Here is a 16100-nt window from a genome sequence, read left to right on the forward strand (position 1 = left end):
GGGGGCCTGGGGTGACGGGCATCGCGAGATCCGGGGCGAGACGGGGGAGGGGCGGCGTTCGTGCTCGAGGGCCCAACGCCGCTCACCCGCCGCAGTTGCCGGGCCGGGCGGCGGAAGCGGGTGCGTTTGCTGCATCGCAGCGCGCACGATGCCGTGACCGGCCAGCCTGGAACGCCTCCAGGCTTGTGCCGTTGGCCGGCGAACCCGTTTTCTCCAGCGTATTGCAGTGCGAGGCCGATCGATGCGAGAGGACCATTACGACGTCATCGTGATCGGCTCGGGCCCCGGCGGCGGCTCGCTGACGTCGCGACTGGCGAAGACCGGCAAGCGCATCCTGCTGCTGGAGCGCGGCGACTACCTCCCGCGCTCGCAGGACAACTGGAATTCGAAGACTGTCTTCGTCGACGGCGCCTACCAGGCGAAGGAGACCTGGTACGGCGGCGACGGCCGCACGTTCAGCCCGGCGTTGCACTACTATGTCGGCGGCAACTCGAAGGTCTACGGCTCGGCGCTGCTGCGGATGCGCGAGCGCGATTTCGGCGAGGTCCGTCACGTGGACGGCCTCTCGCCGGCCTGGCCGGTCTCCTATGCCGAGTTCGAGCCGTATTACGGGCAGGCGGAGGCGCTGTTCGCCGTGCACGGGCAACGCGGCGAGGATCCGAACGAGCCGTGGGCGAGCGGCCCCTACGACCATCCCGCCGTCAGCCACGAGCCGCGCATCCAGAAGCTGTCGGACGACTGGGCGAAGGTCGGCCTCAACCCGTTCCACCTGCCGCTCGGCATCAAGCTCGACGAGCGCAACGGCAAGCCGATGCCGACCAGCATCTGCATCCGCTGCGACGCCTTCGACGGGTTCCCGTGCCTGCTCAACGGCAAGGCCGACGCGCAGGTGATGACCGTCGACCCGACGCTGGCCCGCCACGACAACGTCACGCTGCTCGTCAACGCCTACGTCTCGACCCTCGAGACCGACCCGTCGGGCCGCACCGTGACGGCGGTGAACGTCACCCGCGAGGGCCGGGCGGAGCGCTACTCCGCCGACATCGTCGTCGTCGCGTGCGGCGCGCTGTCCTCGGCGCTGCTGCTCCTGCGCTCGGCCAACGCGGCCCACCCGAACGGGCTGGCCAACGGCTCCGACCAGGTCGGGCGCAACTACATGCGCCACACCATGTCGGTGCTGATGGCCCTGTCGAAGGAGGTGAACGACACCGTCTTCCAGAAGACGCTCGCGGTCTCGGACTTCTACTTCGAGTCGAAGGACTGGGAATTTCCCATGGGCCTGATCCAGATGTGCGCCAAGACGCATCCGGAGCAGATCCGCGGCGAGGAGTTTCCGAAATGGACCGGCTTCCTGCCGAATGCCCCGTTCGAGATGGTGGCGCGCCACTCGATGGACTTCTGGCTGCAGAGCGAGGACCTGCCGCATCCCGACAACCGGGTGATGCTCGGCCATGACGGCCGCGTGATCCTCGACGTGCGCGAGACCAACCGCGAGGCGCACGACCGCCTGCGCGGCAAGCTCGAGGACCTGCTCCGTCCGGGCGGGCTCTACACCTACCTGTTCGAGCGCTCGCTCTATCTCGGCAAGAACATCCCCCTGAGCGGGACCGCGCATCAGGCCGGCACGCTGCGTTTCGGCACCGATCCGAAGGCGTCCGTGCTCGACCTGACCTGCAAGGCGCACGAGCTCGACAACCTCTACGTCACCGATGCGAGCTTCTTCCCCTCGATCGGCGCCGTGAACCCGACGCTGACGATCGTCGCCAACGCGCTGCGCGTCGCCGACCACATCGCCGAACGGCTGGGCTGACGGGCACGATCGCGACCCGCTTCGGACGAGCGCGTGGCGCCTGGTCGTCACGCCCGCCGCGGCATCCGGAACGGCAGCATCAGCCGCACCAGCGGATTGCGGAAGCGGTCGAGCGACAGGCTCTCGTGGACCGGGCGCACCGTCTCGCCGGCGAGCCGGGCCGAGAGCAGCGAGCGGGAGTAGAACGGCGTGTCCTCGAAGGTCCGCACCACCTCCGCCCGCCCGTCGTCGCTGCGGGTCGCGCGCGGCACGCGCCAGAACCGCGTCGGCGGCAAGGCCGCGGCGAGGGGCGGGCGGAGATCGCGGCGGGCGCCGGTGCGGTCGAAGCGGAGCGAGAGGTTCTGGCCCGAGCCGTCGCGGCGGCACACGTCGTAGAGGATCGCCGCGCCGTCGCCGAGGTCCGCCCGGCACCAGGTCCAGCTCGTGAAGGCCTCGGCCAGCGGCTCGTCGCCGTGATTGGTGTCGAAGTAGGCGGTGCCGGACCAGCGCACGGACGGCGCGTCGAGCGCGACCTCGACGGGCGAGGACGGCGCCATCGGCCACCAGCGATGCGCGCCCCGCGCGTCCAGGGTGAAGGGCCCGGGCGTGATCCCGCCGGGATGAAGCTTCACCGTGCCGCGGACCCGCGACGGGACCGGCGCCGTGGTCTCGTCGAGGGTGATGGTGAGCGAGGTGCCGTCCCAGGCCATGCCGCTCGGCCCGATCCGGATCTGCGTCGCATCGCGCGACAGGGCGCGGCTGCCGCGCTCGGTCATGCAGAAGCGGTTTTCGCGCGCGCCGTAGAGGACGACGTTGACGGCGCAGTGCTCGAACGGGTTCCGCGTGGCGTCCCAGGCGTAGTAGGGCGAGAACACGCTGCCGATGAAGGCGATGATGGTCAGCCCCTGGGTGCCGTCCGCGCTCAGGGCGTCGACGTACCACCAGACATAGCCGTCGCGGCCGACCGGCGTGTCGAAGCGGGGCGCGCCGCCCGCCGATCCGCCAGCAGCGTGTCCGCCGCGATCCGCCCCGATTGCGCCGCCATCGGCACCCCCGGCCCCGGATGGACGCTGCCGCCCGCCAGGTACAGGCCCGGCAGCCGGGTCCGCGCGCCCATCCGCTTGAAGGTCGCGCTCCAGCCGTGCGAGGCCCGTCCGTAGAGCGCCCCCCCGGTCGCCGGGAACAGGGTGCCGAACCGGGCCGGCGTGGTGACCGCCGTCTCGGCGGCGGAGATCGTCAGGCCGCACGCCGTCAGCCGTGCCCGCATCGTCGTTTCGCATGCGTCGATCTCCGTATCGGTGAAGGGTCGCTCGCCCCGGGCCGGCGCGTTGACGAGGCAGAGCAGGCGCTCGGGCCCGTCCGGCATCGCGTCGCCGGCCCGATCCTGCGCGCAGACGTAGGTCGTGGGGTCGGGCGGCAGTCGCCCGCGGCGGATCGCGTCGAACTCGGCCCGGTAGTCGCGTCCGAAGAACACGGTGTGGTGCGCCAGCGGAAAGCCCGCGGTGCGGGCGTTCAGGCAGAAGGTGATCGCCGAGAGCGAGCGCTCGGCCGGCGCCACCGGATCGGCGGCGCCGACCACCGCGGGCCCGAGCAACCCGGCGGAGAGCGCCGAGACGTCGCCGTTCATCACCACCGCGTCGGCCGCGATCCGCTCGCCGTCGGCGAGGACCACGCCCGAGACCGCACCGCCCGAGACCAGGATGCGCGCGACGTGCGCGCCGGTGCGGATCGTCGCGCCGCGCTCGCGCGCCAGCGCGGCGACCGCCGCGGCGAGCCGGCTCAAGCCGCCCTCGATCGACCACACGCCCGCCTGCTCGACATGGGCGACGAGCATCAGCGTCGCCGGCGCCTGATACGGCGAGGAGCCGCAATAGGTGGCGTAGCGGGCAAACAGCTGCCGCAGGCGCGGGTCGCGGAAGTAGTCGCCGAGCGCCCCCCACAGGGTGGCGAAGGGCTGGATCCGCCACAGGTCGCCCAGCCCCGACAGGCCGGCGCGACGGGCGAGGTCGACGGGTCCGGGCCGGGCGCCGCGGATGAACGGCGCGTCGAGGGTGTGGAACACCTGCTCGGCCCGCGCGCAGAAGCGCCGGTAGCCCTCGGCCTCGCGCGCGCCGGCGAAGGCGGCGATCGCGTCGACGGAGGCGTCGACGTCGGCGAGCAGGTCGAGCCGCTCGGACGCGCTCCAGGCGTGGCGGGCGAGAATGCGGGCGGGGCTCAGCGCGACCCGCTCACCCAGATCCGCACCGGCCTCGGCGAAGATCTCGTCGAGTATCCAGCGCATGGTGAACACGGTCGGGCCGGCCTCGATCCGGGTGCCGCCGACCGGCACGCTGCGCATCTTGCCGCCTGGCACGCCGGCGGTCTCGAGCAGCGTCACCGCGCATCCGGCCACGGCGAGCCGGAGGGCGGCGACGAGCCCGCCGATGCCGCCCCCGATCACCACGACCCGCTCGATCACCATCGTTCCCCCGTGCCGCACGACGATCCGGCATTGATCTCACCCGCGACAAGTGTCAATCATAGATGACACTTCGAAAAGTCAAAGCAAATTGACATGGGAGGTCACGGTGGACGCAGGCCAGCGCATCGAACGGACCCTGGACAACGCGGTCGCCTACGCCGAGGCGCCGGGCGCCCCGCCGCGGCTCGCCGAGGCGATCCGCTACGCCGTGTTCCCGGGCGGCCATCGCATCCGGCCCCGGCTCTGCCTGGCGGTGGCCGCCGCCTGCGGCGACGACGATCCGGCCGCCGCCGAGTCCGCCGCCGCCGCGATCGAACTGCTGCACTGCGCCTCCCTCGTCCACGACGACCTGCCCTGCTTCGACGACGCCGAGACCCGCCGGCAGAAGCCCACCGTGCACGTCGCCTTCGGCGAGCCGCTGGCGGTGCTCACCGGCGACGCGCTGATCGTGCTCGCGTTCGAGACGTTGGCCCGGGGCGCGGCCAGGAACCCGCATCGGCTCGCGGCGCTCGTCGGGCTGGTCGCCCGCGCGGTCGGCTCGCCGGCCGGCATCGTCGCCGGCCAGGCCTGGGAATCGGAGGAGCAGGTCGCGCTGTCGAACTACCAGCAGGCCAAGACCGGTGCGCTGTTCGCCGCCGCGACGGTGGCGGGTGCGGCGGCGGCGGGCGCGTCGCCGCTGCCGTGGCGGCTCCTCGGGGAATGCCTCGGCGAGGCCTATCAGGTCGCCGACGACCTGCGCGACGTCGCCTGCCGCCAGGAGGAGATCGGCAAGCCCGCCGGCCGCGACGCTACCCTCGGCCGGCCGAACGCCGCCCTGCTCCTCGGCATGGGCGGCGCCCTCGAGCGGCTGAAGCGCCTCTCGGCGGAGGCGATCGAGGTGATCCCGTCCTGCCCGGGCGCCGACGCGCTGCGCGCCGAGATCGCCGCGCAGACCCGGCTCTTCCTGCCCGCGAGCCTCGCCCACGAATTCGCCTGAGGCGAGGGGGCATGGCGGCGGAAACCAGCGTGGGCATCGTCTCCGGCGGGGAGAAGAACGGCCTCCGCGCCGTCCCGCTCGCCTCGGCGGGGGGAGGGTGGCTCGCGTTTCGAAACCTTCGCGAGCGCTGGCGCGCCTTCCGCATCGCCGGCGTCGCGAGCCCCGCATTCCAGCGTTGGGCCGCCGGGTTTCCGCTGACGCGCCGCATCGCGCGGACGAACACCCGGGCGCTGTTCGACCTCTGCGCCGGGTTCACCTACTCCCAGGTGCTGCTCGCCTGCGTCCGGCTCGACCTGTTCCACACGCTGCAGCCCGGCCCGCTCGCGACGGCCGTGCTGGCCGAGCGCCTCCGTCTCGCACCGGAGCGGGCCGAGCGCCTCCTGAAGGCCGCCGCCTCCCTCGACCTGATCGGCCGCCTGCCCGAGGCGCGCTGGGCGCTGGCCGACCTCGGCGCGGCGCTGATCGGCAACCCGTCGGTGGCGGCGATGATCGAGCATCACGCCATGCTCTACGCCGATCTCGCCGACCCGGTCGCGCTGCTGCGCGGCGAAGGACCCCCGACGCAACTCTCGGGTTACTGGCCCTACGCCAAGGCCGCCGAGCCGGACGCCGCGGAGGCCGGGGCGGTCGCCGGCTACAGCCGCCTGATGGCGGCCTCGCAGGCGCTGATCGCCGAGGACGTGCTCGACGCCTATCCGCTCGGATCGCACGCCTGCCTGATGGATGTCGGTGGCGGGGAGGGCGCCTTCGTCACCGCCGCCGCGGCCCGCCACCCCGGCCTGCACCTGATGCTGTTCGACCTGCCGGCGGTCGCCGCCCGGGCCGAGGCGCGCCTCGGTGCGGCGGGCCTGACGGTCGCCTGCCGCGGCGGAAGCTTCTTCTCCGATCCGCTGCCGCGCGGCGCCGACGCGATCTCGCTGGTGCGGATCGTCCACGACCACGACGACGCCCGCGCCGCGGTGCTGCTGCGTGCGGCGCACGACGCGCTGCCCCCCGGCGGCACGCTGCTCATCGCCGAGCCGATGGCCGGGACGCGGGGGGCCGAGCCGATCGGCGACGCCTATTTCGGCTTCTACCTGCTCGCCATGGGCAGCGGCCGCGCCCGCACCGTCGAGGAGCTGACCGCGATGCTTCGCGATGCCGGATTCGACGCGATCCGCAGCGTGAAGACCCGTCGTCCCCTGCTGACGCGCCTCGTCGTCGCCCGCAAGCGCGGCGAAGTGTAAATTTGACTTGACGCTTTCCGTTGTCATTCTAGGATGACTGATGGCCGACCGGGAGAGTCGGGCCAGGGATGGAAGAGGCACCGCACATGGACGCGCTCGCCGTCGTTCTCGAGAAACCGGAGGTGCTGGCGCTCAACCGCCTGCCGCTGACTCCGGCCGCAGAGGGCGACGCGGTGGTCGCCGTCACCTGGAGCGGGATCTCCACCGGCACCGAGCGCCTGCTCTGGACCGGGCGGATGCCGAGCTTCCCCGGCATGGGATACCCGCTGGTGCCGGGCTACGAGTCGGTCGGCACCGTCGAATCGGCGCCCGCGGGCTCGGACCTGAGCGTCGGCCAAGCGGTGTTCGTGCCGGGCGCGCGCTGCTTCGGCACGGTGCGCGGCCTGTTCGGCGGCGCCGCCTCGCACCTGATCGTGCCGGCGGAGAAGCTGGTGCCGGTCGACCCCGCCCTGGGCGAGAAGGCGATCCTGCTGGCGCTCGCCGCCACCGCCTACCACGCGATGGCGAGCAACGCCCCCGGCGAGCGCTCGCTGATCGTCGGCCACGGGGTGCTCGGGCGCCTGCTGGCCCGGCTCACCGCCCTGTCCGGCGCGATGCCGACGGTGTGGGAGACCAATCCGGTCCGGGCGCGGGGCGAATTCGGCTATCCCGTCATCCACCCCGATCAGGACGAGCGCCGCGACTACGCGACGATCACCGACGTCAGCGGCGATGCGAGCCTCCTCGACACGCTGATCGGGCGGCTGTGCTCCGGCGGCGAGATCGTGCTCGCCGGCTTCTACGAGGCGCCGCTCGCCTTCGCCTTCCCGCCGGCCTTCCTGCGCGAGGCCCGGATCCGGGTCGCGGCCGAGTTCCGGCCGCACGACCTCGCGGCGGTGAGCGCGCTCGTCGCACGCGGCGCTCTCTCCCTCGACGGCCTGATCACCCACCGGCGCCCGGCGTCGGAGGCGGAGCAGGCCTATCGCACGGCCTTCGGCGAGCCCGAGTGCCTGAAGATGATCCTCGACTGGAGGAACGCATGAACATGCACCTGACCAACGCCGCGCTCCGCGCCGAAGCGGCCATTGAGCCGGATCCGGTGGCGACCGCGCCGGCGAAGAAGGAAACGCAGATCATCGCGATCTACGGCAAGGGCGGCATCGGCAAGTCGTTCACCCTGGCCAACCTCAGCTACATGATGGCCCAGCAGGGCAAGAAGGTCCTTCTTATCGGCTGCGACCCGAAGAGCGACACCACCTCGCTGCTGTTCGGCGGCAAGGCCTGCCCGACCATCATCGAGACCTCGACCCGGAAGAAGCTCGCCGGCGAGCCGGTGGCGATCGGCGACGTCTGCTTCAAGCGCGACGGCGTCTACGCGATGGAGCTCGGCGGCCCCGAGGTCGGGCGCGGCTGCGGCGGCCGCGGCATCATCCACGGCTTCGAGCTTTTGGAGAAGCTCGGCTTCCACGAATGGGGCTTCGACTACGTCCTGCTCGACTTCCTCGGCGACGTGGTCTGCGGCGGCTTCGGCCTGCCGATCGCCCGCGACATGTGCCAGAAGGTCATCGTCGTCGGCTCGAACGACCTGCAGTCGCTCTACGTCGCCAACAACGTCTGCTCCGCGGTCGAATACTTCCGCAAGCTCGGCGGCAACGTCGGCGTCGGCGGCCTGGTGATCAACAAGGACGACCACACCGGCGAGGCCCAGGCCTTCGCCGCCGCCGTCGGCATCCCGGTGCTGGCCTCGATCCCGGCCGACGACGACATCCGCAGGAAGAGCGCGAACTACGAGATCATCGGCCGGCCCGACGGGCGCTGGGGCTCGCTGTTCGCCGATCTCGCCCAGAACGTCGCCGAGGCGAAGCCCAATCACCCGGCGCCGCTTTCGCAGGACGGCCTCCTCGGCCTGTTCTCCAGCGAGACCACCGGCCGCGACGTGGTGCTGGTGCCGGCGACCTTCGAGGACATGTGCAGCGTCGCCCACGTCGCCAAGCCGTCCCTCGAAGTCGTCTACGACGAGGTTTGAGGCGCATGGCCGTCACCCTCGACATCGCCGCGCTCCGCGCCCGCCGGGAGGTCCCGGCCTCGACGCTCGCCGCCGCGCAAGCGCCGGCCGTGAACCTCGCGGCGACGAAGGGCGACGGCCTCGGCTGCCATGCCGGCAAGGACGTGATGCGGGCCGCCGCCGCCGAGGCCGGCATGAGCGAGACGCTGGACCGGCTGGCCAAGGATTACCCCGTCGGGCCGCACGACCAGCCGCAGAGCATGTGCCCGGCCTTCGGCTCGCTCCGGGTCGGCCTGCGGATGCGGCGCACCGCGACGATCCTGTCCGGCTCCGCCTGCTGCGTCTACGGGCTGACCTTCACCTCGCACTTCTACGGGGCCAAGCGCTCGGTCGGCTACGTGCCGTTCAACTCGGAGACGCTGGTCACCGGCAAGCTGTTCGAGGACATCCGCGAGGCGGTGTTCCTCACGGCCAAGCCCGCCGATTACGACGCCGTCGTGGTGATCAACCTCTGCGTGCCGACGGCCTCGGGCGTGCCGCTGCGCCTGCTGCCGAAGGAGATCGACGGCGTCCGAATCATCGGCATCGACGTGCCGGGCTTCGGGGTGCCGACCCATGCCGAGGCCAAGGACGTGCTCGCCGGCGCGATGCTGCGGTTCGCGCGCACGGAAGCCGAGCAGGGCCCGGTCCAGGCGCCGCGCGCCGGCCGCTCCGAGCGCCCGACGGTGACGCTGCTCGGCGAGATGTTCCCCGCCGATCCCGTGGTGATCGGCGCGATGCTGGAGCCGCTCGGCCTCGCCGCCGGCCCCGTGGTCCCGACCCGCGAATGGCGCGAGCTCTACGCGGCGCTCGACGGCGCGGCGGTGGCGGCGATCCACCCGTTCTACACGGCGAGCATCCGCGAGTTCGAGGCGGCCGGCCGGCCGATCGTCGGCTCGGCGCCGGTCGGCGTCGACGGCACCGCGGACTGGCTCGACCGGATCGGCGAGGCCTGCGCCGTCCCGCGCGGCCTGGTCGAAGCCGCCAAGAACCGCCTGCTGCCGCCGATCCGCGGCGTGCTCGCCGCCGCCCCGATCCAGGGCCGCATCACCCTCTCCGGCTACGAGGGCTCGGAGCTGCTGGTCGGGCGCCTGCTGATCGAAAGCGGCGCCGACCTGCGCTACGTCGGCACCGCCTGCCCGAGGACGCCCTGGGCGGAGGCCGACCGCGACTGGCTCGAGGCCCGCGGCGTCCAGGTGAAGTTCCGGGCCTCGCTCGAGGACGACCTCGCCGCGATGCGCGAATACCGGCCCGACCTCGCCGTCGGCACCACGCCGGTGGTGCAGAAGGCCAAGGAGGCCGGCACGCCGGCCCTGTACTTCACCAACCTGATCTCGGCACGGCCGCTGATGGGCGTCGCCGGCGCCGGCTCGCTCGCCAAGGTGATCAACGCCGCGCTCGGCAACAAGGGCCGCTTCGACGCGATGCGCGGCTTCTTCGAGGGCGTCGGCACCGGCCACGCCGCCGGCGTCTGGGAGGCGGTGCCGCAGCTGCGCGAGAGCGTGGCGCGGGCGCCCGCGCCGAAGAAGCACGACCAAGGTCTCCTGCTGGACAACACGCCTATCGGGGAGATGGCCTGATGCTCGTCCTCGATCACGACCGCGCCGGCGGGTACTGGGGTGCCGTCTACGTCTTCACGGCGATCAAGGGCCTGCAGGTCATCATCGACGGCCCCGTCGGCTGCGAGAACCTGCCGGTCACCTCGGTGCTGCACTACACCGACGCGCTGCCGCCGCACGAGCTTCCGATCGTCGTCACGGGCCTCGGCGAGGAGGAGCTCGGCCGCCACGGCACCGAGGGCGCGATGAAGCGGGCGCATGCGGTGCTCGATCCCGGCCAGCCCAGCGTCGTCGTCACCGGCTCGATCGCCGAGATGATCGGCGGCGGGGTCACGCCGGAGGGCACCAACATCCAGCGCTTCCTGCCGCGCACCATCGACGAGGACCAGTGGCAGACCGCCGACCGGGCGATGCGCTGGCTCTGGCAGGAATACGGCGCCAAGCGCTTCGCCAAGAAGGGCATCCCGCCGCGTTCCGGGCGCAAGGAGGGCGAGCGCCCGCGGGTCAACCTGATCGGGCCGGCCTACGGCACCTTCAACATGCCCTCCGACCTCGCCGAGATCCGGCGGCTGGTCGAGGGGATCGGCGCCGAGATCAACCTGGTCTTCCCGCTGGGCTCGCATCTCGCCGACGTGCCCAAGCTCGTCAATGCCGACGCCAACGTCTGCCTCTACCGCGAGTTCGGGCGCCTGCTCTGCGAGGACCTGGAGCGGCCCTACCTGCAGGCGCCGATCGGCGTGCTCTCGACCACCAAGTTCCTGCGCTCGCTCGGCGAGATCCTCGGCCTCGATCCCGAGCCGTTCATCGAGCGCGAGAAGCACACCACGATCAAGCCGGTCTGGGACCTGTGGCGCTCGGTGACGCAGGACTTCTTCGGCACCGCGAGCTTCGGCATCGTCGCGACCGATACCTACGCGCGCGGCGTGCGCCACTTCCTCGAGGAGGAGATGGGGCTGCCCTGCACCTTCGCCTTCGCGCGAAAGCCCGGCGCCAAGCCCGACAACGCGGCCGTGCGCGCGGCCATCGCGAACAATCCGCCGCTGGTGCTGTTCGGCTCGTTCAACGAGCGGATGTACGCGGCCGAGAGCGGCTGCCGGGCGGTGTTCGTGCCGGCCTCGTTCCCCGGCGCGATCATCCGGCGGCACACCGGCACGCCGTTCATGGGCTATTCCGGCGCGACCTACCTCGTGCAGGAAGTCTGCAACGCGCTGTTCGACATGCTCTTCCACATCCTGCCGCTCGCCCGCGACATGGATGCGGTCGAGGCGACGCCGGCGCGGATGCATCGCGAATTGCCGTGGAACGAGGCCGCGCGGGCGCTCCTCGACGCGCATGTCGAGCGCCAGCCGGTCCTGGTCCGGATCTCGATGGCCAAGCGCCTGCGCGATGCCGCCGAGCGCGGCGCCCGCCGCGACGGCGCCGGCGAGGTCGCACCCGGGCACGTCGAGACCGCCCACGACGCCCTGAAGCTCGGGGTCGCCGCATGAGCGCGTCCGCGAGCCTGCCGAGCCCTGCCGCCCACACCCCTTCGCCCCGGCTCCGGCCGGACGAATCCGCCCGCACCCCGCCGAGCCCGCGCCCTGCGCCGGCCCCAGCGCCCAGGAGGACATCCATGGCCCGATCGATCGATGCGACGTCCCGGCTCCACCAGGAGGAGGTCCAGTTCAAGGTCATCCTCGGCGCGACCTACCCGTTCTTCCTCGCCGCCGCGATCGCCCAGCGCGTGATGCCCGCGCGCGAGCCGGGCCGCCCGGCCCAGCGCCGCTCGGTCTTCGGCGAGGCCAAGGCCATGGCGGTCTCGGCCATCCCCTACGCCTTCATGGGCTGACGCCTTCGGGCCGCGCCGGATCGCGCTTCGCGCCGGCCGAGCCCTTCGAGACGCTTCCGTCCGGGCAGAACGGGTGGAAGTCCGGTCGTGGCACCCAACGCCGCCACGGCGCTCCCCCCCGCGCGACCCTGCCGCGCGGTCAGCCAAACGGAGGTACTTCAACCATGGCCAATCCCGGAACGCTCGAACGACCGAGCAGCCTCTCGGGGCTGACGGAACCCGAAGCCAAGGAGTTCCACGCGATCTTCCTGACGAGCTTCATCATCTTCACCGCGATCGCCGTGGTCGCGCACATCCTGGTCTGGATGTGGCGCCCGTGGCTGCCCGGGCCGAAGGGCTACGCCATGCTCGAAGGCGGGGCCCAAGCCGTCCACGGCCTCGTCTCGATGATCTCGTAAGGGAGGACACCATGCACAAGGTCTGGCTCCTGTTCGATCCCCGCCGCACGCTGGTGGCGCTGTTCACCTTTCTCTTCGTCCTCGCGCTGCTGATCCACTTCATCCTGCTCAGCACCAGCCGGTTCAACTGGCTGGAGGGCGCCAAGGACTCGAAGGCGGCCTCCCTCCGGATCGTCGCGCCGACCCCGGCGTGACCCGGCCCCGCGGCGTGCCGGCCGGGTTCCCGCCCGGCCGGCATGCCGCGCGAGACGCCGCGCACCGAAGGCAGCGGGCCGGAGCCCCGATCCTCCCGCCCGCTGCGCCCGACACCCGAGCGCTGCCGCAAGGCCGCTCGCACGACCGCCCGCCCGAGCGCCCGACGGCCGCAGACCCATCCGGAGGCTATTCGCCATGGCGATGCTGAGTTTCGAGAAGAAGTATCGCGTCCGCGGCGGCACCCTCGTCGGCGGCGACCTGTTCGATTTCTGGGTCGGGCCGTTCTACGTCGGCTTCTTCGGGGTCACGACGCTGTTCTTCAGCGCGCTCGGCACGGCGCTGATCATCTACGGCGCGGCGCTCGGGCCGACCTGGAACATCTGGCAGATCAACATCGCGCCGCCCGACATCAAGTACGGGCTGGCGCTCGCCCCCCTGAAGGAGGGCGGCCTCTGGCAGATCATCACGTTCTGCGCCATCGGCGCGTTCTCGTCCTGGGCGCTGCGCGAGGTCGAGATCTGCCGCAAGCTCGGCATCGGCTACCACGTGCCCTTCGCCTTCGCGGTCGCGATCTTCGCCTACGTCGTCCTGGTCGTGGTCCGCCCGTTCCTGATGGGCGCCTGGGGCTACGGCTTCCCGTACGGCATCCTCAGCCACCTCGATTGGGTGTCGAACACCGGCTACCAGTACCTGCACTTCCACTACAATCCGGCGCACATGCTCGCCGTGACCTTCTTCTTCACCACGACGCTCGCTTTGGCGATGCACGGCGGCCTGATCCTCTCGGCGACGAACCCGGCCAAGGGCGAGACCGTGAAGAGCCCCGAGCACGAGGACACCTTCTTCCGCGACACGATCGGCTACTCGATCGGCACGCTCGGCATCCACCGCCTCGGCCTGTTCCTGGCCCTGTCGGCGGGATTCTGGAGCGCGGTCTGCATCGTGATCAGCGGCCCGTTCTGGACGCAGGGCTGGCCGGAATGGTGGGGCTGGTGGCTGAACCTGCCGGTCTGGCGCTGAGCCGCGAAGTCGCCCGGCCGCGATCGTCGCGCGGCCGGGGGCGGGACGGATACGGCCACCACGTCGCTTGAAGAACGCTCCCGGAAAGGGCCCAGGCAATGGCGTACTACCAGAACATCCTCACCCAGGTGCAGATCCGGCCGATCGAGGCGGAGCACGGCGTCCCGGTCGCCGTCGATTCGCGCTGGGGCAAGCCGTTCCACAGCTACCTGATGGGGCTGATCGGCAACGCGCAGGTCGGGCCGATCTACATCGGCTACCTCGGGGCGCTGTCCTTCGCCTGCGGGCTGATCGCCTTCGAGATCATCGGCCTCAACATGTGGGCGTCGGTGAACTGGGACCCGATCCAGTTCGTGCGGCAGTTGCCCTGGCTCGCCCTCGAGCCGCCGCGCCCGCAATACGGACTCCGGATCCTGCCGCCGCTCAACGAAGGCGGCTGGTGGCTGATCGCCGGCTTCTTCCTCACCGCCTCGATCCTGCTGTGGTGGCTCCGGCTCTACCGCCGCGCCGCGGCGCTCGGCCTGGGCAAGCACGTGCCGTGGGCCTTCGCCTCGGCGATCTGGCTCTACCTCGTGCTCGGCTTCATCCGCCCGATCATGATGGGCTCGTGGAGCGAGGCGGTGCCGTTCGGCATCTTCCCGCACCTCGATTGGACCGCCGCGTTCTCGCTGCGCTACGGCAACCTGTTCTACAACCCGTTCCACATGCTCTCGATCGTCTTCCTGTACGGGTCGACGCTGCTGTTCGCGATGCACGGGGGCACCATCCTGGCCTGCTCGCGCTACGGCGCCGAGCGCGAGATCGACCAGATCGTCGACCGCGGCACCGCCACCGAGCGCGCCGCCCTGTTCTGGCGCTGGACCATGGGCTTCAACGCCACGATGGAATCGGTCCACCGCTGGGCCTGGTGGTTCGCGGTGCTGACGACGCTGACCGGCGGCATCGGCATCCTGCTGACCGGCACCGTCGTCGACAACTGGTACCTCTGGGCGGTCAAGCACGGGGTCGCGCCGTCCTATCCCCAGGTCTACGGCCCGATCGTCGATCCCTCCAGCGTCGCCCCCTCGGTGCACCCATGAGAACCCTGCTCGCCGTCGCCGGCGCGGTCGCCGCGCTGTTCCTCACGATCGCCATGCTCGGCACCGCCGGCTGGACCCGCCCGCCGATGGCGCAGCAGCAGACCGGGTTCCGCGGCACTGCGATGGACGTCATCGAGACCCGGGCGAACAAGGCCGCCAAGATCGAGGCCAACCAGGCGCCCGCGCCGGCCGACCCGGCCGAGCCCGGGGGCGACAAGGCCTCGGCGGTCTACCAGAACGTCAAGGTCCTCGGCGATCTCTCGGCCGACAACTTCAACCGCCTGATGGCCTCGATGACCGAGTGGGTCGCCCCGGAGCAGGGCTGCACCTATTGCCACAACACCGAGAACATGGCCGACGACAGCCTGTACCAGAAGCGCGTCGCCAGGCGGATGCTGCAGATGGTCCAGCACATCAACTCGACCTGGAAGGAGAACCACGTCCACGAGGCCGGCGTCACCTGCTACACCTGCCACCGCGGCCAGCCGGTGCCGAAGAACATCTGGTTCGAGAATCCCGGCCCGAACGCGGGGCACGGCGTCATCCCGCGCAACAACGGGCAGAACGTCGCCAGCCCGCAGGTCGGCCTGACCTCGCTGCCCTACGGCGTCTACGCGGCGTTCTACGCGCACAAGAACACGCCCGAGGACGCGATCCGCGTCAACGCCACCTCGGCCCTGCCGGAGACCAAGGGCAAGCCGATCCAGGACGCGGAGAAGACCTTCGCGATCATGATCAGCATGGCGCAGTCGCTCGGCGTGAACTGCACCTTCTGCCACAACACCCGCTCGGTGGCGGATTGGAGCACGAGCACGCCCAACCGCGTCGCCGCCTGGCACGGCATCCGCATGGTCCGCGACCTGAACGAGGACTACATGCTGCCGCTCTCCGAGACGCTGCCGCCGAACCGCCACGGCCCGCTCGGCGACGTGCCGAAGATGAACTGCGCCACCTGCCACAACGGCGCCAACAAGCCGCTCAACGGCGCCCACGTGGTCGAGGCTTATCCCGAGCTCGCCGGGCCCGTCGCCTCGGCGGACATGCCGGCCGGCGTGCCGGCCCAGCCCGCGGCGACGCCGGATCCGGCGATGCCGGCGCCCGCGCCGAAACCCTGACGACCCCGGCCGGGCGAGCCCCGGTCGAACGTCCCGATCCCGAAACGGCCGCCGGACCCCCGTCCGGCGGCCGTTCTCGTTGCGGGAGGCGACGGGAGGCGCGGCGCGACCTTTGCACATCGGACGCGCATCTCGGTGAATACCGCCACTTTTCAGAAATCGCCGGCGCGTATACAGACAGGAAACACCATTCGCGTATTATACACGTACGGTTGCAAGCACACAGTGAACGAATGCATGCCGGGGGGGCAGGAACATGATGCGTGCGCGGGATCCCGGAGAGCTCGGCTCGGCCCTGGCGTCCTGCCGGACGGCGTTCGCCGGCGTCGCGGTGATGAGCGGCGTGGTGAACGTGCTGTACCTCACCGGCTCGTTCTTCATGCTGGAGGTCTACGACCGGGTGATCCCGAGCCGTTCGGTGCCGACGCTGA

General features: G+C 71.4%; 15 protein-coding genes and 1 pseudogene. 14 read left to right on the forward strand and 2 right to left on the reverse strand.

What is annotated here, in order from left to right; genetic code table 11:
• The first annotated feature begins 241 nt into the window (after positions 1–241).
• The gene (locus tag MKK60_RS20090; RefSeq protein ID WP_243988333.1) at positions 242–1810 is read left to right on the forward strand and encodes a GMC oxidoreductase; all 1569 of its coding nucleotides are present in this window, start codon (positions 242–244) and stop codon (positions 1808–1810) included.
• A 47-nt stretch (positions 1811–1857) separates the two neighbouring features.
• Here MKK60_RS20090 and MKK60_RS20095 read toward each other — a convergent pair whose 3' ends face one another.
• Both MKK60_RS20095 and crtD read right to left on the reverse strand, forming a co-directional pair.
• Entirely contained in the window at positions 1858–2715 is an 858-nt protein-coding gene (locus MKK60_RS20095; RefSeq protein ID WP_147727369.1) for a carotenoid 1,2-hydratase, read from the reverse strand.
• Positions 2712–4250, reverse strand: coding sequence for a 1-hydroxycarotenoid 3,4-desaturase CrtD (crtD, locus tag MKK60_RS20100; RefSeq protein WP_243988339.1), 1539 nt, complete (start codon positions 4248–4250; stop codon positions 2712–2714). The genes MKK60_RS20095 and crtD overlap by 4 nt, the downstream gene beginning before the upstream one ends.
• 106 nt (positions 4251–4356) lie before the next feature.
• Between crtD and MKK60_RS20105 the strand changes: the two genes are divergently transcribed.
• The 13 genes and pseudogenes from MKK60_RS20105 to MKK60_RS20165 all read left to right on the forward strand — a co-directional run.
• Positions 4357–5226: a polyprenyl synthetase family protein gene (locus MKK60_RS20105; protein WP_243988334.1), complete on the forward strand. Its 870-nt coding sequence runs from the start codon at positions 4357–4359 to the stop codon at positions 5224–5226.
• Between the two features lie 11 nt (positions 5227–5237).
• Positions 5238–6452 carry an acetylserotonin O-methyltransferase gene (locus MKK60_RS20110; RefSeq protein WP_243988335.1) on the forward strand — a complete coding sequence of 405 codons (1215 nt, stop codon included), beginning with the start codon at positions 5238–5240 and terminating at the stop codon, positions 6450–6452.
• 86 nt (positions 6453–6538) lie between these two features.
• Positions 6539–7474, forward strand: a complete 936-nt coding sequence (gene bchC, locus MKK60_RS20115; protein WP_147843839.1) for a chlorophyll synthesis pathway protein BchC — start codon at positions 6539–6541, stop codon at positions 7472–7474.
• On the forward strand, positions 7471–8457 hold the full coding sequence (locus tag MKK60_RS20120) for a chlorophyllide a reductase iron protein subunit X (protein WP_243988336.1): 987 nt from the start codon (positions 7471–7473) through the stop codon (positions 8455–8457). Before bchC ends, MKK60_RS20120 begins: the two co-directional genes overlap by 4 nt.
• Positions 8458–8462: 5 nt before the next feature.
• Positions 8463–10055, forward strand: coding sequence for a chlorophyllide a reductase subunit Y (gene bchY / locus MKK60_RS20125; protein ID WP_243988337.1), 1593 nt, complete (start codon positions 8463–8465; stop codon positions 10053–10055).
• The gene (bchZ, locus tag MKK60_RS20130; protein WP_243988338.1) at positions 10055–11521 is read left to right on the forward strand and encodes a chlorophyllide a reductase subunit Z; all 1467 of its coding nucleotides are present in this window, start codon (positions 10055–10057) and stop codon (positions 11519–11521) included. Before bchY ends, bchZ begins: the two co-directional genes overlap by 1 nt.
• A 125-nt stretch (positions 11522–11646) precedes the next feature.
• Positions 11647–11862: a hypothetical protein gene (locus tag MKK60_RS20135; protein ID WP_147730004.1), complete on the forward strand. Its 216-nt coding sequence runs from the start codon at positions 11647–11649 to the stop codon at positions 11860–11862.
• Positions 11863–12026: 164 nt separating this feature from the next.
• Positions 12027–12260, forward strand: coding sequence for a light-harvesting antenna LH1, beta subunit (gene pufB, locus MKK60_RS20140; protein ID WP_147730005.1), 234 nt, complete (start codon positions 12027–12029; stop codon positions 12258–12260).
• 11 nt (positions 12261–12271) lie between these two features.
• Positions 12272–12454 (forward strand): light-harvesting antenna LH1, alpha subunit, encoded by a 183-nt coding sequence (gene pufA / locus MKK60_RS20145; protein ID WP_243948681.1) that lies wholly within the window; start codon positions 12272–12274, stop codon positions 12452–12454.
• 196 nt (positions 12455–12650) lie between these two features.
• Positions 12651–13475 carry a photosynthetic reaction center subunit L gene (gene pufL, locus MKK60_RS20150; protein ID WP_147729315.1) on the forward strand — a complete coding sequence of 275 codons (825 nt, stop codon included), beginning with the start codon at positions 12651–12653 and terminating at the stop codon, positions 13473–13475.
• A gap of 98 nt (positions 13476–13573) precedes the next feature.
• Positions 13574–14554 carry a photosynthetic reaction center subunit M gene (gene pufM / locus MKK60_RS20155; RefSeq protein WP_147729316.1) on the forward strand — a complete coding sequence of 327 codons (981 nt, stop codon included), beginning with the start codon at positions 13574–13576 and terminating at the stop codon, positions 14552–14554.
• Positions 14551–15669 (forward strand): photosynthetic reaction center cytochrome PufC, encoded by a 1119-nt coding sequence (gene pufC / locus MKK60_RS20160; protein WP_243938562.1) that lies wholly within the window; start codon positions 14551–14553, stop codon positions 15667–15669. Before pufM ends, pufC begins: the two co-directional genes overlap by 4 nt.
• A gap of 256 nt (positions 15670–15925) precedes the next feature.
• Positions 15926–16100 (forward strand): annotated as a pseudogene (locus tag MKK60_RS20165) (type I secretion system permease/ATPase); the annotation flags it as partial.

This window comes from Methylobacterium sp. J-092, from assembly GCF_022829325.1.
In the GTDB taxonomy this organism is placed as follows: Bacteria; Pseudomonadota; Alphaproteobacteria; order Rhizobiales; family Beijerinckiaceae; genus Methylobacterium.